The sequence below is a fragment of the Janibacter sp. RAF52 genome (assembly GCF_052114035.1).
Taxonomy (GTDB): domain Bacteria; phylum Actinomycetota; class Actinomycetes; order Actinomycetales; family Dermatophilaceae; genus Janibacter; species Janibacter hoylei.
In genome coordinates this window covers 391,530-411,464 of record NZ_JBFRDY010000002.1, presented here as the reverse complement: position 1 = coordinate 411,464, position 19,935 = coordinate 391,530, and the positions used below count along the sequence as shown (strand labels likewise).

At 72.1% G+C, this 19,935-nt stretch carries 19 protein-coding genes and 2 pseudogenes; 6 read left to right on the top strand and 15 right to left on the bottom strand.

Annotated features, from left to right (window positions below; all coding sequences use genetic code 11):
* A pseudogene (locus AB4Y78_RS04475) lies at window positions 1-77 on the bottom strand (Cd(II)/Pb(II)-sensing metalloregulatory transcriptional regulator CmtR); the annotation flags it as partial.
* Window positions 78-196: 119 nt separating this feature from the next.
* On the opposite strand from AB4Y78_RS04475, the pseudogene AB4Y78_RS04470 reads away from it, so the two are divergent.
* A pseudogene (locus AB4Y78_RS04470) lies at window positions 197-349 on the top strand (AAA family ATPase); the annotation flags it as partial.
* On the opposite strand, the gene AB4Y78_RS04465 reads toward AB4Y78_RS04470, so the two are convergent.
* Both AB4Y78_RS04465 and AB4Y78_RS04460 read right to left on the bottom strand, forming a co-directional pair.
* Window positions 304-1,092 (bottom strand): RNA polymerase sigma factor, encoded by a 789-nt coding sequence (locus AB4Y78_RS04465; protein WP_259920868.1) that lies wholly within the window; start codon window positions 1,090-1,092, stop codon window positions 304-306. The pseudogene AB4Y78_RS04470 and the gene AB4Y78_RS04465 sit on opposite strands and share 46 nt — an antisense overlap.
* On the bottom strand, window positions 1,089-1,481 hold the full coding sequence (locus tag AB4Y78_RS04460) for a YciI family protein (RefSeq protein ID WP_072625978.1): 393 nt from the start codon (window positions 1,479-1,481) through the stop codon (window positions 1,089-1,091). The genes AB4Y78_RS04465 and AB4Y78_RS04460 overlap by 4 nt, the downstream gene beginning before the upstream one ends.
* A 132-nt stretch (window positions 1,482-1,613) precedes the next feature.
* Between AB4Y78_RS04460 and AB4Y78_RS04455 the strand changes: the two genes are divergently transcribed.
* Window positions 1,614-2,228: a DUF5701 family protein gene (locus tag AB4Y78_RS04455; protein ID WP_007925767.1), complete on the top strand. Its 615-nt coding sequence runs from the start codon at window positions 1,614-1,616 to the stop codon at window positions 2,226-2,228.
* Between the two features lie 118 nt (window positions 2,229-2,346).
* Here the strand turns inward: AB4Y78_RS04455 and AB4Y78_RS04450 are convergent, their stop codons facing one another.
* Entirely contained in the window at window positions 2,347-2,670 is a 324-nt protein-coding gene (locus AB4Y78_RS04450; RefSeq protein ID WP_259909140.1) for a type II toxin-antitoxin system VapC family toxin, read from the bottom strand.
* Between the two features lie 162 nt (window positions 2,671-2,832).
* Here AB4Y78_RS04450 and AB4Y78_RS04445 point away from each other — a divergent pair, with 162 nt between their 5' ends.
* From AB4Y78_RS04445 to AB4Y78_RS04435, 3 genes are read left to right on the top strand one after another with little or no spacing between them, the layout of a single operon-like run.
* The gene (locus AB4Y78_RS04445; protein ID WP_441713967.1) at window positions 2,833-3,999 is read left to right on the top strand and encodes a phytanoyl-CoA dioxygenase family protein; all 1,167 of its coding nucleotides are present in this window, start codon (window positions 2,833-2,835) and stop codon (window positions 3,997-3,999) included.
* Window positions 4,000-4,008: 9 nt separating this feature from the next.
* Window positions 4,009-4,779: an SDR family oxidoreductase gene (locus tag AB4Y78_RS04440; RefSeq protein WP_259909142.1), complete on the top strand. Its 771-nt coding sequence runs from the start codon at window positions 4,009-4,011 to the stop codon at window positions 4,777-4,779.
* Window position 4,780: 1 nt separating this feature from the next.
* Window positions 4,781-5,809 (top strand): Gfo/Idh/MocA family protein, encoded by a 1,029-nt coding sequence (locus tag AB4Y78_RS04435; protein WP_441713969.1) that lies wholly within the window; start codon window positions 4,781-4,783, stop codon window positions 5,807-5,809.
* 21 nt (window positions 5,810-5,830) lie between these two features.
* Here the strand turns inward: AB4Y78_RS04435 and AB4Y78_RS04430 are convergent, their stop codons facing one another.
* The gene (locus tag AB4Y78_RS04430) at window positions 5,831-7,054 is read right to left on the bottom strand and encodes an NAD(P)/FAD-dependent oxidoreductase (protein ID WP_441713971.1); all 1,224 of its coding nucleotides are present in this window, start codon (window positions 7,052-7,054) and stop codon (window positions 5,831-5,833) included.
* A gap of 188 nt (window positions 7,055-7,242) precedes the next feature.
* Here AB4Y78_RS04430 and AB4Y78_RS04425 point away from each other — a divergent pair, with 188 nt between their 5' ends.
* The gene (locus AB4Y78_RS04425) at window positions 7,243-8,052 is read left to right on the top strand and encodes an alpha/beta hydrolase (protein ID WP_441713973.1); all 810 of its coding nucleotides are present in this window, start codon (window positions 7,243-7,245) and stop codon (window positions 8,050-8,052) included.
* A 199-nt stretch (window positions 8,053-8,251) separates the two neighbouring features.
* Here the strand turns inward: AB4Y78_RS04425 and AB4Y78_RS04420 are convergent, their stop codons facing one another.
* The 10 genes from AB4Y78_RS04420 to AB4Y78_RS04375 form a co-directional block, all read right to left on the bottom strand.
* Window positions 8,252-9,760, bottom strand: a complete 1,509-nt coding sequence (locus AB4Y78_RS04420; RefSeq protein ID WP_441713975.1) for a CoA-acylating methylmalonate-semialdehyde dehydrogenase — start codon at window positions 9,758-9,760, stop codon at window positions 8,252-8,254.
* Window positions 9,761-9,856: 96 nt separating this feature from the next.
* Entirely contained in the window at window positions 9,857-10,972 is a 1,116-nt protein-coding gene (locus AB4Y78_RS04415) for a Gfo/Idh/MocA family protein (protein ID WP_441713978.1), read from the bottom strand.
* Entirely contained in the window at window positions 10,969-11,853 is an 885-nt protein-coding gene (locus tag AB4Y78_RS04410; RefSeq protein ID WP_282071961.1) for an ATP-binding cassette domain-containing protein, read from the bottom strand. The genes AB4Y78_RS04415 and AB4Y78_RS04410 overlap by 4 nt, the downstream gene beginning before the upstream one ends.
* Complete coding sequence (locus AB4Y78_RS04405) at window positions 11,850-12,890, bottom strand: ABC transporter permease (RefSeq protein WP_007925780.1); 1,041 nt, start codon at window positions 12,888-12,890, stop codon at window positions 11,850-11,852. Before AB4Y78_RS04405 ends, AB4Y78_RS04410 begins: the two co-directional genes overlap by 4 nt.
* A gap of 7 nt (window positions 12,891-12,897) precedes the next feature.
* Window positions 12,898-13,866 carry a substrate-binding domain-containing protein gene (locus AB4Y78_RS04400; RefSeq protein ID WP_040880840.1) on the bottom strand — a complete coding sequence of 323 codons (969 nt, stop codon included), beginning with the start codon at window positions 13,864-13,866 and terminating at the stop codon, window positions 12,898-12,900.
* A gap of 72 nt (window positions 13,867-13,938) precedes the next feature.
* Complete coding sequence (gene iolD / locus AB4Y78_RS04395; protein WP_441713982.1) at window positions 13,939-15,903, bottom strand: 3D-(3,5/4)-trihydroxycyclohexane-1,2-dione acylhydrolase (decyclizing); 1,965 nt, start codon at window positions 15,901-15,903, stop codon at window positions 13,939-13,941.
* A 286-nt stretch (window positions 15,904-16,189) separates the two neighbouring features.
* Window positions 16,190-17,158 carry a 5-deoxy-glucuronate isomerase gene (gene iolB / locus AB4Y78_RS04390; protein ID WP_441713984.1) on the bottom strand — a complete coding sequence of 323 codons (969 nt, stop codon included), beginning with the start codon at window positions 17,156-17,158 and terminating at the stop codon, window positions 16,190-16,192.
* The gene (locus AB4Y78_RS04385) at window positions 17,155-18,054 is read right to left on the bottom strand and encodes a Cgl0159 family (beta/alpha)8-fold protein (protein ID WP_040880852.1); all 900 of its coding nucleotides are present in this window, start codon (window positions 18,052-18,054) and stop codon (window positions 17,155-17,157) included. The genes iolB and AB4Y78_RS04385 overlap by 4 nt, the downstream gene beginning before the upstream one ends.
* The gene (gene iolC / locus AB4Y78_RS04380) at window positions 18,051-19,013 is read right to left on the bottom strand and encodes a 5-dehydro-2-deoxygluconokinase (protein WP_441713987.1); all 963 of its coding nucleotides are present in this window, start codon (window positions 19,011-19,013) and stop codon (window positions 18,051-18,053) included. The genes AB4Y78_RS04385 and iolC overlap by 4 nt, the downstream gene beginning before the upstream one ends.
* Window positions 19,013-19,933 (bottom strand): TIM barrel protein, encoded by a 921-nt coding sequence (locus AB4Y78_RS04375; RefSeq protein WP_441713989.1) that lies wholly within the window; start codon window positions 19,931-19,933, stop codon window positions 19,013-19,015. The genes iolC and AB4Y78_RS04375 overlap by 1 nt, the downstream gene beginning before the upstream one ends.
* Between the last annotated feature and the right edge of the window lie 2 nt (window positions 19,934-19,935).

Sequence of the window (19,935 nt, the reverse complement as noted above, 5' to 3'; positions counted from 1 at the left end):
ATCCGGGATCGAGTGGGGTCGGCCAGTGCACGACCCAGGCGGTTCATCACGTCGAGACGCGAAGAAATAGTCAGCATGGACTGAACTATACAGCACGCACTGAACACTCGGTCACAGGCGTCAGCCCAGATCGCATGCCCGTAAGGGGAACCCTCACCGGACACCACCGCTACTTATCGAGAGGAACGACGGCACGCCTGCCGCTCTGGAACTGCTGCGCGATCGCTACGACCGCGACGACATCGCCCTGATCCTGATCGGCATGCCCGGCCTGGAGAAGCAGTTCAGCCACTACCCCCAGTTCTACAGCCGAGTCGGCTTCGCCCACCAGTACCGGCCCCTGGGACAAGCGTGGCTAACGAGGAGCAGGGCGAGCAGGCCCGCGGACTCGGGGTCGTGCGGCAGCGCCCGGTGGAGCCGCTCGGCCACGCGCAGCGCCTCACGCTGGAGGTCGACGTCGACGAGCGCGTCACCGACAGCCGTCGTGTGCCCGGCGGTGAAGGTGAGGTAGACGACGTGCCGCACCGCGTGCAGCCGCGCCGTCGCGTCCTCCTGCGTCGGCGGGGCGAAGGGAGCCTCGCTCGCCCTGATCGTCGCCTTGGCCCGGCTGATGCGCTGCGCCATCGTCACCTCGGGCACGAGGAAGCAGGCCGCGATCTGCGCGGTCGTCACGCCGGCGACGGCCCGCAGGGTGAGCGCCACCCGGGAGGCATCGGACAGGTCGGGGTGGGCGCAGAGCATCGCCATCCGCAGGGTGTCGTCATCGGCCGGCGACCCGTCGACGACGGCTCCGGGGTCGCCGAAGGCGGCCCTGCTCCCTTCGAACAGCCTTGCGGCAGAGCGGGACTCGACCTCCTCGCGGCGCTCGCGGGCACCCGCGGAGCGCTGGGTGTCGATGAGCCGGCGGGAGGCCACCCGGACCAGCCACGCCTTGGGGTCGTCGGGCCGGCCCTCGCGCGGCCACTGCTCCGCCGCTGCGAGCAGCGCCTCCTGGACTACGTCCTCGCAGGCCCCGAAGTCGCCGCTGCGCCGCAGCAGCGCGGCGAGGACGTCGGCGGTGTGCTCCCTCCAGACGCCCTCGGCCGAGGTCACTGTTCCTCGCCGCCGGGCCACATCGTCGGTCGGATCTCGATCGTCTCGCCGGGACCCGCGAAGGCCCGACCGAGCTCCTCGGCCCGCTCCCGGTCGGCGACGTCGACGAGGAAGAAGCCGGCGAACTGCTCCTTGGTCTCGGCGTAGGGCCCGTCGGTCGCGATCGGCTCGCCGTCGGCCCAGCGGTAGAGCCGCGCCGTCGCCGGGTCGCCGAGGGCCTCGCCGCCGAGGAGCTCGCCCGCCTCCTGCATCTCGGTGAGCAGCTGCTCGAAGTCGCGCTCCATCTGCTCGCGCTGCTGCGCCGGCAGCGCCTGGTGCGCGGCGACGAAGTCGCCCGTGGGATGCCCCCAGGGCTGGGGCGTGGAGTGGACGAGGATGACGAACTTCATGGTGGTGCCTCCTGCCGCCGGGGCGGCCTCGGGATGCGGCCTGCTGGCCATGACACCACGGACGTCGGAGCCGCGGGGCGCTCTTCGACATGCTCGGGGAAGGAATGGTGGCCGGGGCGCGTTCCGCCACCGATGACTGCCGATGCCGCCGCCGAGACCGCCCGCCTCATCGCCCTCGGGGTCCACGACCTCGCCGGCCTCACCGCCACCGCCTTCGCCGACCTCGTCCCCGACGCCCCGGAGGGCGACGGCGTGCTCGTGGTCTCCCCTTCGCTCGTCCCGGCGGCAGACCTCGCCCCGCTGCTGACGAAGGGGGACCAGCCCGGGTTCGTCGTGACGGACATGACCGACCTGGCCGACTTCGTGCCGCGGCCCGACGAGGTCGTGCCCGATGCACCGCTCTACTGGATCACCGACATCGAGCGCGGTGACGAGATGGCGGGCTGGTCACCCGACGAGGCGCTGCCGGCGATCCGCGAGCGCGGCCGCCACCCGCTCACGGTGAGCGAGGGCATCAGCTGGCTGCTGCAGGAGCCGGAGCGGCTCGAGCGCAACCGGTGCTTCATGACGATCGCCTCCCGCAAGCCGAAGGCCAAGGGCCTGGACGCCCGCACGCCCGCCATCTGGATCAGCAACGGCACCGGCCGCGACGGGCGTGAGCGGAAGGGCGCGCCCAAGGTCGGCTGGTGCTGGGCGGGCAACCGGCACACCTGGCTGGGCTTCGCCTCGGCGGCCGCCCGCCACTGACGGCGTGCACACAGCCCTCAGTCGGCGTGGCGCGCGACATTGGCGCCTGCACTGCCACAACCTCGAGCACGAGGACCGGATGATGATGACCGACTTCTCGGTGGTGTGAGGGCCCGCGTCACACCACGGGCAGCACGTCCGTGTGGGTGAAGTCGTCTCCCGTGAAGAGCACGGGCTCTCCGGTCGTGGCGGCCAGGGCGTAGGCGAAGCAGTCGCCGAAGTTGAGCCCGGCCGCGTGACCTGACCCCCTGCCGTAGTCGCGGTAGGCCGCTCGCGCAGCGGCGACCTGCTGCTCGTCCACCGGCACCGCGTCGAGGCGCAGGTCGGCCACGAGTCGGTCGAGGCGTCGAGAGGTCCGCAGGGGCTGGCGCGCGTCGAGGACCATCGAAGCCTCGAGGAGCGACCCGGCGGAGATGCGTGGCGAGGGCTCGTCGAGCAGCATCTCCAGATAGCGGCGGCCTCGGGCTCACCGTCGTGGATGCAGACGAGCACCGACGTATCGACGATCACGCCGGCAGCCCACGGTCTCACCAGGGCCATCTGAGGGTTTTTTGAGGTCTTTCGACCTCGACGCGACCCGGCCGGACAGTGAAGGGTGGAGCACATGACACCGACGTCCACCCCCTTCGCCGGACGACTGCGGCAGGCCGACTGCCGGGTCGAGGACCTGCGGGAGCTCCTCGAGACCCAGCCCGACCCGCAGCTGACCTTCACCGACCGCATCGAGCAGCAGGTGCCGATCTACGACGCCGCCACCCTGCGAGCGGCCATCGCCACCGAGGAGGGTTGTGCCGCAGTCGAGTTCGAGCTCGCGCACGTCCTCGCCGACGGCCCCGGCATCTTCGTCATGGCCGGCGCGCTGGCCCACCCCGTCGTCGACCGCGTGTCCGCGGCCTTCGAGGCGATCATCACCACCGAGCGTGCGAAGGGGGGCGAGGTCGGCGACCACTTCGCCGCCGGCGGCGTCAACGACCGCATCTGGAATGCGCTCGAGAAGCTCGCGGTCGACCACCCCGAGGACTTCGTCGACTACTACAGCGACGACCTCGTGGCCCTGGCCGCCCGCGCCTGGCTCGGCCCCGGCTACCAGGTGACCAGCCAGGTCAACGTCGTCAACCCCGGCGGCGTCGGGCAGACCGTGCACCGCGACTACCACCTCGGCTTCGCCTCTCCCGAGGTCACCGAGCGCTACCCGGCGCACGCGCACGCCCTCTCCCCCGTGCTCACGCTCCAGGGCGCGATCGCCCACTGCGACATGCCCGTCGAGACCGGGCCGACGCTCTACCTGCCGCACTCGCAGAAGTACCCGCACGGCTACCTCGCCTACTGGCTCGACGAGTTCCAGGAGTACTTCGGCGAGCACCACGTGCAGCTGCCCCTGACGAAGGGGGATGCCGTCTTCTTCAACCCCGCCCTCTTCCACGCGGCCGGGTCCAACACGACCAGCGACGTGCGGCGGATGGCCAACCTGCTGCAGATCAGCTCGGCCTTCGGCCGCGCCATGGAGGCCGTCGACCGCGAGCGCATCGTCACCGCGATCTACCCGACGCTCCTGTCCCGCACGGCTGCTGGTGTCGACGTCGACCACGCGGTGAGCGCGAGCGCGGAGGGCTACGCCTTCCCGACCAATCTCGACCTGGACCAGCCCGTCGACGGCATGTCGCCCCCTTCGCAGGCCGACATCGTGCGGCAGGCTCTCGCCGACGGCGCCTCACCCGCCGACCTCACCACCCGACTCGCCGGGCACGCCGCTGCCCGCCGCACCTCCTGAAGGAGCCCGATGCAGCAGCTGCTCACCGACAAGGTCGTCCTCGTGGCAGGAGGCACGTCCGGCGTCGGCGCCGGGATCGCCCGCGCCGCCGTCCGCGAGGGCGCGACCGTCGTCGTCTCCGGGCGCCGACCCGAGCCGGGCGATGCCCTGGCCGCCGAGCTGGGCGAGCGCGCGAGCGCCGTCACCGGCGACGTCTCCGACCCCGAGCAGGCGAAGGGGGTCGTCGCCGCCACGATCGAGCGGCACGGCCGCATCGACTGCCTCGTCAACTGCGCCGGGCTCACCGACCGCGGCTCCGTCCTCGACACGACGCCCGAGCTCTTCGACGCGCACATCGCGACCAACCTGCGCGGCCCCTTCTTCACCATGCAGGCCGCGATCGCTGACATGACCGCCCGCTCGGCGCCGGGCACGATCGTCAACATCGCGAGCATCAGCGCCCAGGGCGGCCAGCCCTACCTCGCGCCCTACGTCGCCGCCAAGGCGGGCCTGCTCGGCCTGACGAAGAACGTCGCCCACGCCCACCGCTTCGACCGCATCCGGGTCAACGCGCTCAACATCGGGTGGACGCAGACCGAGGGCGAGGACGCGACGCAGCGCCGCTTCCACGACGCCGGCGACGACTGGGTGGAGCAGGCGAACGCCCGCCTGCCCATGGGCAAGCTCGGGCAGGTCGACGAGATCGCGGACGCGGTCGTCTTCCTGCTCTCGGACCGCAGCGGGGTCGTCACCGGCTCCGTCATCGACTGGGACCAGCAGGTCATCGGAGGGCAGGACTGAGATGCGCATCGGACTCATCGGCCTCGGGCGCATCGGCGCCTTCCACGCCGACACCCTCGCCGGGCTCGACCACGTCGACGAGCTCGTCGTCACCGACCCGGTCGCCGCGGCCGTCGAGGCCGTCACCGGCCGGATCGGCAAGGCGGCCGCGGTCGCCGACCCCGACGCGCTGCTCGCCTCGGGCGTCGACGGCGTCGTCATCGCGGCGGCCACCAATGCCCACGCCGACCTCATCCGCGCGGCCGTGGCGCAGGGGGTCCCGACCTTCTGCGAAAAGCCGGTCGCCGGCACGATCGCCGAGTCGCTCGCCGTCGAGGCAGCCGTCGCCGGCAGCGACGTGCCGGTCCAGATCGGGTACCCGCGCCGTTTCGACCCGGCCTTCGTCGCCGCGCGTGACGCGGTCCGATCCGGCGAGCTGGGCCGGGTGACGACCGTCCGCTCGACGACCCTGGACCCCGCCCCGCCGCCGGCGGCCTACCTCGCCGTGAGCGGGGGCATCTTCCGCGACTGCTCCGTGCACGACCTCGACGCGGTGCGCTGGGTGACCGGTCAGGAGGTCGTCGAGGTCTACGCCACCGGAGCGGTCGACCCCGACGCCCCGGCCGACATGTACGCCGCCCACGGCGACCACTCGACCGTCTCGGCGCTGCTCACCCTCTCCGACGGCACGATCGGCGTCGTGTCCAACACCCGCACCAACGGCCGCGGCTACGACGTGCGGCTCGAGGTCCACGGCGTGGCCGACGCGGTGGCGGCGGGTCTCGACGAGGGGCTCCCCCTTCGCTCGACGACGCCGGGCGCGACCTGGCTCGCGGGCCCGGCCCACGGGTTCTTCATGGACCGGCTCGCCGAGGCCTTCCGCATCGAGCTCGGCGTCTTCACCCGCGTCGCGGCCGGCGAGGTCGACAACCCGTGCACCGTCGCCGACGCCATGGGCACCGCGTGGGCGGCCGAGGCCGCGACGCTGTCGCTGGCCGAGCACCGGCCCGTGACGATCAACGAAGTCCGCAGCGCCGCCAGCGGCGCCTGAGTCACCGCAGGGAGCCCTGAGTCACCGCAGGGAGCGAAGGGCGACCCCCGGGTCCGCGAGTGCCGCGGGGTCGGGGGTCGCGTGCGTCGCGATGAGCTGCTCGGCGATGCGGATGTCCTTGGCGACGACCGGGCCCCGGCCGAGCGAGGTGGCCGCAACGAGCCGCCCGTCGCCGTCGAGACCGAAGTGGATCAGCGATCCGTCCTCGCGGCGACGCACGACCTCGTCGACGGCGGTCGTCGGCAGGCCGGCGGTCTGCAGCATCTGGTCGTACTGGTCGGACCAAAACCAGGGGACGGCGACGTGCGGCTCCTGCCCACCCGTCATCGACGCGGCGACGGTGACCGCCTGGTCGTGGGCGCTGCGCCAGGACTCGACGCGCACCCGGTGACCGCTGCGGGCGTCGGGGAAGGCCGCGCAGTCCCCCGCTGCCCAGACCCGCGGGTCGCTCGTCCGCAGCTGCTCGTCGACGACGATGCCGTCCTCGACGAGCAGCCCTGCCGCAGCGGCGATCTCGGTGTGCGGGGCGGCTCCGACACCGGCGACGACCGTGTCCACGTCGAGGCTCTCGCCGGTGGAGAGACTGGCGCGCAACCCTCCCTCGTGCCGCTCCACGGCGGTGACGGTCGTGCCCGTGCGCACCTCGACCCCGTGCGCCGCGTGCAGCGCGACGACCCGCTCGGCGACGACCGGCGGGACCATCCGGGCCAGGGCACGCTCGGCGGCCTCGACGACGACGACCTCCATGCCCCGTTCGCGGGCTCCCGCCGCGATCTCCAGGCCGATGAAGCCCGCACCGATGACGAGCAGCCGCCCGCCCCTACTCACGAGGTCACGCAGCGTGGCGGCGTCGGAGTGGGTGCGCAGGTAGTGCACGTGATCGAGGCCCAGCCGGCGCGGCCCAGCGCCGGTCGCGAGCAGCAGCCGGTCGTAGGGCACGGGCCCGTCGGTGGTCTCGACGGTCCGCGCCTCGCGGTCGATGCCGGTGACGTCCACCCCGAGACGAAGGGCGACCCCCGCCTCGGCCAGCGCCTCCGCCGTCCACGGGTGGACCAGCTCGGCGTCGTCGGCGGCCAGGGCCGCCTTGGAGAGGGGCGGGCGCTCGTAGGCGACGACGTCTTCACTGCCGAGCAGGGTGATCGCGCCGGTGAAGCCGCGCTCGCGCAGCGCCATCGCCGCCCGGGTGCCGCATTCGCCGGCACCGACGACGACGATCCGCTCCGGCCCGCGCGTGCTCTCGCTCATGACCCGACCTTCGCACAGGGTCCGACGGCGGTCACGCGCGCGCCACGCGGCGACGTCGAGGACATGTCACCGCTCGACGAGAGTGCCGTGTGCTCCGGGATCGCTCGCCACTGGCCGGACATCCGCCCCCTTCGACCGGCTGCGCTGACAGACTGGAGCCGGACACCGACGTCACGCAGGAGGACCCCGTGAGCACCATCCCGCCCGAGGACATCGACACCCAGGGCCACGCCGGCCTGCTCATCGGCTCGCAGTGGAGCCCTCCCGGCGACCCGACGTGGGTCGCGGTCATCGCGCACGGCTACGGCGAGCACATCGGGCGCTACCAGTGGGTGGCCGAGCGGCTCACCGCCGACGGCGCCGTCGTCTACGGGCACGACCACGTCGGCCACGGGCGCAGCGAGGGCGAGCGGGTGCTGATCGAGGACTTCGAGCGGGTCGTCGACGACCTGCACCTGCTCGTGCAGCGTGCCCACGAGGAGCACCCCGACCTGCCGCTCGTGCTCATCGGCCACTCGATGGGCGGCATGATCGCCGCCCGCTACACCCAGCGCCACCCCGAGAGCCTCACCGCGACCGTGCTCTCCGGCCCCGTGCTCGGCTCGTGGGAACCGACCGCCCTGGCCGACCTCGACGAGATCCCGCCGACGCCGATCGACATCACGACCCTGAGCCGCTACCCCGACGTCGGGCGCGCCTACGAGGCCGACGAGCTCGTCTGGCACGGCGACTTCACGCGGCCCACCCTCCTCGCGCTGCGCGCCTGCCTCGAGACGATCACCGCGGGTGGGCGCCTGCAGGTCCCGACGATCTGGCTGCACGGCGCCGACGACCAGCTCGTCCCGATCGACCGCTCCGACGAGGGCTGGGCACACATCGCCCCCGAGGGCGCCCCGTCGAAGCGCTACCCAGGCGCCCGCCACGAGATCTTCAACGAGACCAACCGCGAAGAGGTCCTCGAGGACGTCCTCGCCTTCGTGCACGAGCACATCGGCTGATCGGGCTCCCCGGACGAAGGGAGCCCGCGAGCCACCCCGGTCGAAGGGGGGTCGAGCCTGACGGCGTTGGTGTCACCTGGCCCCCCGGAGAAGGGCAACCAGGTGACACCAACGCTGCCGGGTGGCGACAACGCTGCCAGCCAGGCCGCTCACCCGCCCTCGCTGACGCTCGGTCGGCGCGCCGCGCCGTCGTCAGTCGTCAGTCGTTTTGCGGGAACCCGAGGTTCAGGCCCCCGTGGCTCGGGTCGAGCCAGCGCTGGGTGACCGCCTTGGTGCGGGTGAAGAAGTGCACGCCCTCGATGCCGTGGGCGTGGGTGTCGCCGAAGAGGCTGTTCTTCCACCCACCGAAGGAGTAGTAGGCCATCGGCGTGGGGATCGGCACGTTGATGCCGACCATCCCGACCTCGACCTCGTGCTGGAAGCGCCGCGCTGCCCCACCGTCGTTGGTGAAGATCGTCGTGCCGTTGCCGTAGGGGTTGTCGTTGATCAGCTGCAGGCCCTCGTCGTAGGAGCCCACCCGCACGACCGAGAGCACCGGGCCGAAGATCTCGTCCGTGTAGATCGACATCTGCGGCGTCACCCGGTCGAAGAGCGTCGGCTTGAGGAAGAAGCCCCCACCCAGGTCGCCCGCACCCTCGCGCCCGTCAATGAGGAGCTCCGCGCCGGCCGCGACGCCCTCCTCGACGTAGCCGGTGACCTTGTCCAGGTGCGCCCGGGTGACGAGCGGCCCCATGTCGGAGTCGCCCATGCCGTCACCGGTGCGCAGGGTGCGGGTGCGCTCGGCGATCTTGGCGACGAGCTCGTCGGCGATCGTGTCGGTCGCGAGCACGACCGAGATCGCCATGCACCGCTCCCCCGCAGCCCCGTAGCCGGCGTTGACCGCGGCGTCGGCGGCCAGGTCGAGGTCGGCGTCGGGCAGGACGAGCATGTGGTTCTTCGCGCCGCCGAGCGCCTGGACCCGCTTGCCGGCGGCGACCCCGCGCTCGTAGACGTAGCGCGCGATCGGCGTCGACCCGACGAAGGAGACCGCCTTGACGTCGGTGTGGTCGAGCAGCGCGTCGACCGCCTCCTTGTCGCCGTGCACGACGTTGACCACGCCGTCCGGCACTCCGGCCTCACGCCACAGGTCGGCGATGAGGTTGACCGCGGTCGGGTCCTTCTCGCTCGGCTTGATGACGACGGTGTTGCCCGTCGCGACGGCGATGGGGACGAACCACAGCGGCACCATGGCCGGGAAGTTGAAGGGCGAGATGATCGCGACGACCCCGAGCGGCTGGAGTATCGAGTAGGCGTCGATGCTCGTCGAGACGTTTTCGGAGAAGCCACCCTTGAGCAGCTGCGGGATGCCGCAGGCGAACTCGACGACCTCCTGGCCTCGCGAGATCTCCCCCTTGGCGTCCTCGTAGGTCTTGCCGTGCTCGGCGGTGATCGCCTTGGCGATCTCGTCCTTCCGCTCCTCGAGCAGCTGACGGAAGGCGAAGAGCGCCCGCACGCGACGGGCGAGCGAGATGTGGCCCCACTCCTGCGCCGCCGCCTTGGCCTTGGCCACGACCTCGTCGACGGTCTCGGCGCTGGCGAGGTCGAGGGTCCCGGTGACCTCGCCGGTCGCGGGGTTGTAGACCTCGCTGGTCCGGCCGGGCTCCCCCTGCCACGACTGGTGACCGACGAGGTGGGTAATGCGACCGGGCGCGGTCGGGCTGGCGCTCATCTGTGCCCTCCTTTGGGCAACGGTGACTTTGTCCTGACATATTAACAACTGGTCGGGGTGAGCGGTACCCCCTTCATCCGGGCGAAGGGGGGTGGCTCAGGGCAGGGCGACGTCGACCGGTCGTCCGCTCGCGAGGGACTCCATCCCGGCGGAGCAGACGAGCGTCGAGAGCCAGCCGTCGCGGCTCGTGGCCCCGACGACCTCGCCACGGAGGGTGGCGTCGACCCAGGCCTGGACCTCGAGGTCGTAGGCCCGCTCGAAACGGACGCGGTAGTCGGGCGCGATCGGGCCACCCCAGCTGCCCGCGGCGCCGTCGACCCCCTGCGGACCGACGGTCGTCGTGTACATCTCGCCCCACGGTCGGCCGATGATCGCGCTGCCGTCCTCACCGACGGCCTCGACACGGACCTCGTAGCCGGTGCGGCTGCTCACGAAGACCTCGTTGGTCACCACCACCCCGGACTCCATCCGGAAGATCGAGACCTGCGGGTCGACCACCCCGTCGAGGACGTGCCGCGTCGGGGTCGGGCTGATGACCTGGATCGAGACGATCTCCTCGCCGAGCAGCCAGCGCGCGCAGTCGACCTCGTGCACGAGGCTGTCACGGACGATCATCTCGGAGCGGAAGTCGGGATTGGGCACGGACAGGTTGCGGTGGGTCTGGTGGAGCAGGAGCGTGCGCCCCATCCGGCCGGAGCCGAGCAGCTCGTGCAGCCGGGTGTACTCCGGGTCGAAGCGCCGCATGAAGCCGACCTGGACGAGCGGGCGGCCGACCGCCCGCTCGGCCTCGATGACGCGCAGCGAGGAGGCGCTGTCCATCGTCAGCGGCTTTTCGCACAGCACGTGCACGCCCCGCTCGAAGCACGCGAGCAGCTGCTCCTCGTGGACCGACCCCGGCGAGGCGAGGACGACCGCGTCGACCTCGGGGTCGACGATCAGGTCGAGCGGGTCGGCGTGCACCCGCACCGGGCCGCCGACCCCGCCGAGCTCGTCGGCGAGCGCCTGGGCCCGCTCGACGTCGGGGTCGGCGACCGCGGAGAGGCGGGCCCCCACGATCCGCGACGCGAGCCGCCGCGCGTGGTCGGCGCCCATCGTGCCGACCCCGACCACCCCGACGCGCAGCCCGGCGCGACGGCCCCGGCCACCCTCCGGTCCCTGAGGAGCGAGGCCGCCTGCGGCCGCAGCGTCTCGAAGGGCAGGACTCGACGTCACTGCGACGTCTCCCCCTGCACCTGCGGCTTGCCGGGCCCGGCGAGCTGCACCTCCGGGTCGGCCGGGTCCACCCGCTTGCCGGGGTCCACGTCACCGAGCTCGTGCTTGAGCGCGTCGAGCTCCTGCCCGCCGGCCATCTCCGCCGTCAGCTGGTCGAGCGTCAGCTCGTCGCGGTGGGCGTCGAGGGTGAGCCGGCCGAGCTTGAGGATGAGGAAGTGGTTGCCCACGAGGTAGGCGTGGTGCGGGTTGTGGGTGATGAAGACGACTCCCAGACCGGCGTCGCGCGCCTTGGCGATGTACTTGAGCACGACGCCCGACTGCTTGACGCCCAGGGCCGCGGTCGGCTCGTCGAGGATGATGACCTTGGCCCCGAAGTAGATCGCGCGGGCGATGGCGATGCACTGCTTCTGACCACCCGACAGACCACCGACCGGCCGGTCGAGGTCGCCGATGTGGATGCCCATCTTCTGCAGCTCTTCGTCGGCGATCGACCTCATCCGGGCCGCGTCGAGGAAGGGCCCCTTGCGCAGCTCGTTGCCCATGAAGAAGTTGCGCCACACCGACATGAGCGGCGCCAGCGCGAGGTCCTGGTAGACCGTCGCGATGCCGAGCGCCTGCGCGGCACGCGGCGACGCGAGGCTGCGGCTCACCCCGTTGACCTCGAAGGTCCCCGTGGTGTGCTCGTGCAGCCCGGCCATGATCTTGATGAGCGTCGACTTGCCGGCACCGTTGTCCCCCAGGACGCAGGTGACCTCGCCGGGGTAGACCTCGAGATTGACGCCCTGCAGCGCATTGACGTTGCCGTAGGACTTGCCGACGTCCTTCATGACGACGAGGGGCTCGACGTCGGCCGCGCGCCGCGGCGTGGTCTGGGTGCTCATCGTGCGTCCGCCTTCTTCTTGACGTAGAGGTTGACGAGGGTCGCGAGCAGGAGCATCACGCCGAGGAAGGTGAAGAACCAGTCGACGTTCCAGCCCGCGTAGTTGATGCCCATGCGGGTCATGCCGAAGATCAGCGCGCCGAGGGCCGCGCCGACGACCGACCCGTAGCCACCGGTGAGCAGGCAGCCACCGACGACCGCGGCAATGATGTAGATGAACTCCTGGCCGACACCCTCGCCGGACTGCATCACCTGGTACGAAAACAGCAGGTGCATGCCGAGCATCCAGGCGCAGAAGCCGACGGTCATGAAGAGCCCGATCTTGACCCGCGTGACGGGGACACCCACGGCGCGGGCGGCGGCGGCGTCACCGCCGACGGCGAAGATCCAGTTGCCGATCCGGGTCCGCTGCAGCACGAGCGAGCCGATCACGACCATGACGAGCCAGTAGACGACGAGCGACTTGATGGTCACCGGACCGACGGAGACGCTCCATGCGAAGACCTGCTGCGCAGAGGCGTAGCCGTCCATGTCGGAGATCGTCGGCGTCGAGACGGTGCCGCCGACGAGCCGCGTCACGGCGAGGTTGGCACCCTGGAGCACGAAGAAGGTCCCGAGCGTCACGAGGAAGCTCGGCAGTCCGGTGCGCATGAGCAGCCAGCCGTTGAATGCCCCGACGAGCAGCGAGAAGAGCAGCGCCGCGAGCACCCCGACCCAGACGTTGAGCCCGAAGTTCCATGCGGTGAGGGCCGCGCAGATCCCCGATGCCGTCGCCGCGACACCGGTCGACAGGTCGAACTCGCCTCCGACCATGAGCAGCGAGACGCCGACGGCCATGACGCCGATGGCGGAGGCCTCGTAGAGGATCGTGCCGGTGTTGCCCAGGCTGCGGAAGGACGGGGCGACGGCGAGGAAGAGGGCCATGACGGCCAGGGCGCCGATGAGCGCTCCGACCTCGGGCCGGGCGAAGAGGAGGCCGGCCCTCCCCTTCGCCACGACTCGGTCGTCCGCCTCGGGTGCGGCGGTCTGTGCGGTCATCCCCGGATCAGTCCTCGAGCAGCAGGTCGACGTTCTTGTCGTCGACGAAGGCGGGCCCGGTGAAGCTCGGCTCGCCGCCGCCGACGGAGGCGCCCTTGTTGACGCGCAGCCACAGCGAGTCGACGGCCTGGTAGCCCTGGACGTAGGGCTGCTGGTCGACGGCCCACTCGATGCCGCCGCCCTTGATCTGCTTGAGCGCCTCGTCGTTGAGGTCGAAGGTCGCGACCTTGGCCTCGCTGCTGGCCTCCTTGACCGATTTCTGCGCGATGAGGGCGAAGGGGGCGCCGAGCGTCAGCACGTGCGTGATGCTCTTGTCCTGCTGCAGCTTGGCGGTGATCGTCGACTGCACGTTGGCGGTGTCGGTGCCCTTGACGTAGATCTTCTCGGACTTGTCGAAGGTCTCGGCGACGCCCTTGCAGCGGGCCTCGAGCCCGACGTGGCCCTGCTCCTGGATGACGCAGAGGGTCTTGCCCGCCTTTTCCTCGGTGAGGCGCTCGCCCGCGGCCTCTCCGGCGAGCTCGTCGTCCTGGCCGAAGAAGGACAGGGCGCCCATGTCCTTCCACTCGTTCATGCCGGCGTTGAGCGCGACGACGGGGATGTCGGCGCCAACGGCCTTCTCGACGTTGCCCTTCATCGCCTCGGGCTTGGCGAGGGTGACGGCGATGCCGTCGACCTTCTTGTCGACCGCCTGCTGGACGAGGTTGGCCTGCTGGGCGCCCTCGGGGTTGGCGGTGTACTCGAGCTTGACGTTGTTCTTCTTGGCGGCGTCCTCGGCACCGGCGCGCACCTGGTCCCAGAAGGTGTCACCGGGCTCGGCGTGGGTGATGAAGGCGACGGTCATCTCGGGGGTGTCGACACCACCCGCGCTGCCTCCGCCCTCCTCGGTCTGCTTGCCCCCGGAGGAGGAGCATGCGGCGAGTGCGAGCGCGGCCATGGCCGACGTCGCGGCGACGCTGACGCGTGAAAAACGGGACATGGGTTCTGCCTTTCTCATCATCCGTCGCTCCGTTGCGGCGGAAGGGTGCGGTGCCCGGGCGGGCACCTCTCTTCAGTTGTGAGTCTGGGGGCTCGCGTCGTCGACACGCGGGATCTCCGCCGGGTCGAGATGCGAACGTTGTCGGCTCTTGTGCTGCTCGTAGGTGGCTCGCGCCTCGCGGGTGCTGTCGAGCTCGCTCACCTCGCCGACGGGCACGTCCCACCACGAGCCGGAGTCGGGCCCGAAGACCATCGGGTCGGTCTCGACGTGGATGACGACGGGTCCGTCGTCGGCCGGGGCTGCCTTGGCTTCGCGGATGGCGGCTTCGAGCCCGGCCCGGTCGTGCACCTCGATGACGTGGGCGCCGAGCGAGCGCGCGTTGGCGGCGAGGTCGACGGGCAGCCGGTCGCCGTCGAGGCGCCCCCCGTCGCCGCGGCCCCGGTAGGCCGTGCCGTACCGCTGGCTGCCGAGGGACTGGGAGAGCGACCCGATGGAGTGGAAGCCGTGGTTCTGCACGAGGACGACGATGACCTTGGTCCGCTCCTGGACCGCGGTGACGAGCTCGGTCGGCATCATGAGGTAGCCGCCGTCGCCGACCATCGCGAAGACGTCGCGGGTCGGGTCGGCCCAGCGGATGCCGAGCGAGGCCGGCACCTCGTAGCCCATGCAGGAGAAGCCGTACTCGACGTGGTAGCCGCGTCGGTCGCGGACCCGCCAGGTCTTGTGCAGGTCGCCGGGCATGGAGCCGGCGGCACACAGCACGACGTCGCGGGGGTCGGAGAGCTCGTTGACGAGCCCGAGGACCTCGCCCTGGGTGAGCAGGCCGTCGGCGAGCGCGTCGGTGATCTGCGACGAAGGGTGGTGGGCCGCCTCGACCTGCGCGTCCCAGTCGGCACACAGGTCGGCCTGCTCCTGCCGGTAGTCGTCGTCGACGGACCAGCCGTCGAGCGCGGCGGTCAGCGCGGTGATCGCCTCGCGTGCGTCGCCGACGACGGTGAGACCGGAGTGCTTCACCGCGTCGAAGGGGGTGATGTTGAGGTTGACGAAACGCACCCCGTCGGCGGCGAAGGCCGTGCGGCTGGCGGTCGTGAAGTCCTGGTATCGGGTGCCGATACCGATGACCACATCCGCTTGTGCCGCAACGGCATTGGCTGCCGTCGTGCCGGTCGACCCGACCGCTCCGAGGAGCTGCGGGTGACCGTGCAGGAGCGATCCCTTGCCGGCCTGGGTCTCCCCGACGGGGATGCCGGTCGCCTCGCACAGCGCGGCGAGCGCGTCCTCGGCGCCGGAGTAGTGGACCCCGCCGCCGGCGACGATCATCGGCCGCTCGGCGGAGCGGATGATCTCGGCGGCGGCCGCGATGCGGGGGGCCTCGGCCGGGGGCCGGGCGACGTGGTGGGTCCGCTCGGCGAAGAGCTCGACCGGCCAGTCGTAGGCCTCGGCCTGGACGTCCTGCGGCAGTGAGATCGTCACGGCGCCGGTCTCGGCGGGGTCGGTGAGCACCCGCATCGCCGCGAGGAGGATCGCGGACAGCTGCTCCGGGCGACGCACCTCGTCGTAGAAGCGCGAGAGCGGACGGAAGGCGTCGTTGACCGTGAGGTCACCGCCGTGCGGCTGCTCGAGCTCCTGCAGGAGCGGACCCGCCGCGCGGGTGGCGAAGGTCGAGCTCGGCAGGAGCAGGACCGGCAGCCGGTTGATCGTCGCGAGCGCGGCGCCGGTCAGCATGTTGGTGCTGCCGGGGCCGACCGAGGCGGTGCAGGCCCAGGTCTGCAGGCGGTCACGCTGCTTGGCGTAGGCGACCGAGGTGTGCACCATGGCCTGCTCGTTGCGGGCGAGGACGTAGGGCAGGTCGGGCCCGCCCTCACCGGCAGCGAGCTCCTCCTGGAGCAGCGCCTGCCCGACGCCCGCGACGTTGCCGTGGCCGAAGATGCCGAGCACCCCGGCGAAGAGGCGCTGCCGCTCCCCGTCCCGCTCGCTCCACTGCGCCCCGAGGAAGCGCACGAGCGCCTGCGCCACCGTGAGCCTGACCGTCGTCATCGCTGCCACCTCTCCGAACCATCGCGCCGCCCGCTCCCTGAGGAGGTCGCCCCGCGACCACCCCCACCGCTCCCTGAGGAGGGCCCCCCGGGCCCGTCTCGAAGGGTCCCTGAGGAGGGCCCCCCGGGCCCGTCTCGAAGAGTCCCTGAGGAGGGCCCCCCGGGCCCGTCTCGAAGGGTCTGTCCCTTCGAGACGCTCGGCCGCAGACGGCCTCGCTCCTCAGGGACCGTGGGGACCTTCAGCTGCAGACGGCCTCGCTCCTCAGGGACCGTGATGGTGGCGACCCTCATCGTCCGCCTCCGATCGGCAACCGCGGGTCGACCTGGCCGCCGACCCAGGTCTCCCGGATCGCGCCGTGCGCCGGGTCGTCGCAGATGAGCCAGGCCCGCTCCGGCCCGGGGCCGGCCATGACGTTGAGGTAGTAGAGGTCGGCGTCGGGTGCGGCCATGGCGGGCCCGTGCCAGCCGTGGGGCACGAGCACGGTGTCGCCGGTGGTGATCTCGACGAGCACGTCGATGGGCCTCCCTTCGGCGCCGTAGACCTGCTGGTAGCCGACCGGCTGGCGGCCGTCCTCGCGGTCGGTGCCGCGGGTGACCGGGGCGCGCCCGGCGGCCGCATCGCCGACGGACTGCGTCTCGAAGTAGTAGATCTCCTCGAGCTCGCTCTCCTGCCCGGGGCGGTCGGTGTCGTGCTTGTGCGGCGGGTAGGAGCTCCAGCCGCCGGCGGGGGTGATGACCTCGCAGGCGAGGATCTGCTCGGCCTCCACCAGGGTGTCGGGCATGCCGAAGCCGCGGACCTCGCGGCTGCACGTGCCGGCGCCCCGCAGCTCGACGGGCACCCGGTCGGCGGGCACGAGGACGACCTCACGGCCGCCGCCGGTCGAGTCCTCGACCCGGGCGCCGCACAGGGCGACCCGCGCGGGCGCGCTGCCGGGGTTGGTGATCGTCAGCTCGCTGCCGGCGGGGGCGTAGAGGGTGTCGGTCGGCCCGGCGAAGACGCTCGGCCGCCCGGTCAGGACGTGCTCTTCACCGGCCACGGCCACCGTCGCGCCGCCCATGAGCGGCACGACGACGCCCTCCTCCCCGCAGAGCGTGTGCCCGACCTGCTGGCCGGGCTCGAGGACCGCGATGCGCAGGGAGGTGTGCTGCCAGCCGTCGACGGCGTCGGTGATCTCGACGGCCCAGGGACCGCCCTTCGGCGCGAAGGGGAGGTACCACCGGTCGTTGTCTGCCCCGGTGCGCGGGGTGTGGCTCATGCGGCACCTCCGTGGACGAGGTCGGCGGCGATGTCGACGGCGGCGGCGACGTCACCGTCCGGCGGGTAGAGCAGGGCCCGGCCGACGACGAGCCCGCGGACCTGCGGGATCTGCAGGGAGCGTCCCCAGGCCGCGTAGGCGTCGCGGGGGTCGCCCTGCGGGTCACCGCCGAGCAGGAGCGACGGGAGGGTCGTGCTGTCCATGACCCGCTCGAGCTCGTCGACGACGGGCAGCTTGAGCCAGGTGTGGGCGCTGCTCGCGCCGAGGCCCGAGGCGACGGTGATCGAGTGGATCGTCGAGTCCGGGTCGAGCAGGTTGACGACCTTGCCGTCGCGGCGGGTGGACCAAAAGGGCTCGACCATCGCCATGGTCCCGTGCGCGGCGAGCTCGGTGACCGCGCGTGCGCTGGCCTCGAGGGTCGCGACGCTCGCCGGGTCGTCGAGGTCGATGCGGGTGAGCATCTTGCCGCCGTCGATGCCCCGGGCGACGATCTCGGCGGCGGTGTGGCCGGTGAAGCGGTCGTCGAGCTCGAAGGCGGAGCCCTGCAGCCCGCCGCGGTTCATCGAGCCGATCGCGACCTTGCCCTCGAGGGCGCCCATGAGCAGCAGGTCGTCGAGGACGTCGGGCGTGCCGAGCACGCCGTCGACGCCGGGTCGGGACAGCGCGGTGGCCAGGCGGCGCAGCAGGTCGGAGCGGGAGGCCATCGCCAGCCGGTCACCGCGCACCCCGAGGGCGCCGCGGGCCGGGTGGTCGGCGGCGACGAGGAGCATCCGGCCGTCACCACCGAGCAGGGGGCGGCGCTCGCGGGCGGCCCAGCCGCGGGTGATGGCACCCGGGTCGGTGGCCCGGGTCGTCGTCAGGTCGGCGACCGAGGTGCGGGCCTGCTGCGTCGTCATGCCGTCGCTCCCTTCGCCGCCCACTGCGCCAGGCCGGCCTCGACCTCGGCGGTCGTCGGCATGGCCGTGCTGCACTCCAGGCGTGAGGCGACGATCGCCCCCGCGACGTTGGCGAACTCGAGGGTGCGCCGCAGCTCCCAGCCCTCGAGGAGGCCGTGGACGAGGGCGCCGCCGAAGGCATCGCCCGCTCCCAGCCCGTTGACCACCTCGACGTCGAAGGGGGGCACCTCCACCCGCTCGTCGGCGGTGGCGGCGAGCACCCCCTTCGGCCCCTGCTTGACGATCGCCAGCTCGAGGCCGCGCTCGAGGAGGGCGTCGGCGGCGCGCTGCGGGTCGGTCTCGCCGACGGCGACCTCGCACTCCTCACGGTTGCCGACGGCGATCGTCACATGCGCCAGGGCTCGGCCCACCTCGCGGGTCGCCTCGCTCGGGTCGGCCCAGAACATCGGCCGGTAGTCGAGGTCGAGCACCGTGTGCTCGGCGCGGCCGCGGGCGGCGAAGGCGGTGTGGTGGGCCGCGCGGGAGGGCTCGGCGCTCAGACCGGTCACCGTGGTCCAGAAGACGCGGGCGGAGCGGATCTGCTCCAGCGGCAGGTCGGCGTCGGTGAGCATGAGGTCGGGGGCCGTCGGCCACCGGTAGAAGTACAGCGGGAAGTCGTCCGGCGGGTGCACCTCGCAGAAGGTCACCGGGGTCGGTGGGCCGTCGCCGACGATGGGGGTGATGTGGTCACCGGCGACACCGAGGCGCTCGGCCTCGGCCCGCACGTACCGGCCGAAGGCGTCGGCACCGGTCTTGGTGACGAGCGCGGTCGAGCGCCCGTACCGCGCGGCGGCGACGGCGACATTGGTTGCGGAGCCACCGAGGAACTTCTCGAAGGTCCGCACCTCCTCGAGCGGCACCCCGTGGTCCAGGGGGTAGATGTCCACCCCGGTCCGGCCCATGGTGATGAGATCGTGCATCAGCCCCACCTCCCCAGGGTGGCGAGGTGGTCGACCGAGGCCCGCACGTCGGCGACGGGGTCTGCCGCACCGGCCGGCGTCGCCGGGTCGGCCGGGTCACCGGCGAGGATCGTGTCCTGCTCGAGCACGTACCAGCCCGCGTAGCCGGCGCCTTCGAGCGAGTCGACGATCGCGGCGACGTCGACGTCGCCACGGCCGAGGGCGACGTACATGCCGGCGGCGACGGCCTCGGTGTAGGTTGCCGAGCCCTCCTGCACCTTGCGGGCCCAGGCGAGGTCGACGTCCTTGAGGTGCATGTGGGCGATCCGCTCGGGGTGCTCGCGGGCGACGCGCACGGGGTCGCCACCCCCGATGAGGAGGTGGCCGGTGTCGAGGCACAGCCCGATGCGTGAGCCGGCGAGCACGCGGTCGGTCTCCTCACCGGACTCGACCATCGTCCCGACGTGCGGGTGCAGGGTGGCCGTGAGGCCCTGTGCCGCAGCAACATCCGAGATCCGGTCGAGGTTGGCGAGCAGGGTGGCCCACCCCCCTTCGTCGAGCTCGGGACGGTCGTCGTAGCCCTCCGCACCGGTCGCGGCGGCGATGACCACGGTCGTCGCCCGGGCCGCGACGAGACCGGCCATCGCCGTCTCGACGGTCGGCAGGGGGTCGATGCTCGGGTCGTGCAGGACGACGGGGACGAACTGGCCGACCGCGGCCAGGCCGTACTGCGCGAGCGTGTCCGCCTTGGCCTGCGGGTCGTCCGGCAGGAAGCCGTCGGGGCCGAACTCGGTCGCCGCGATGCCGAGCTCACGCATCTGCGTCAGCACGGTCTGCGGCTGATGCTGCCACCCCCAGCCGAGGACCTCGCACACCCCCCACGAGATGGGGGCGGCGGCGATCCGCTCGGTGAGCGGGGGGCGCACGGTCGGGTCGGTCATGG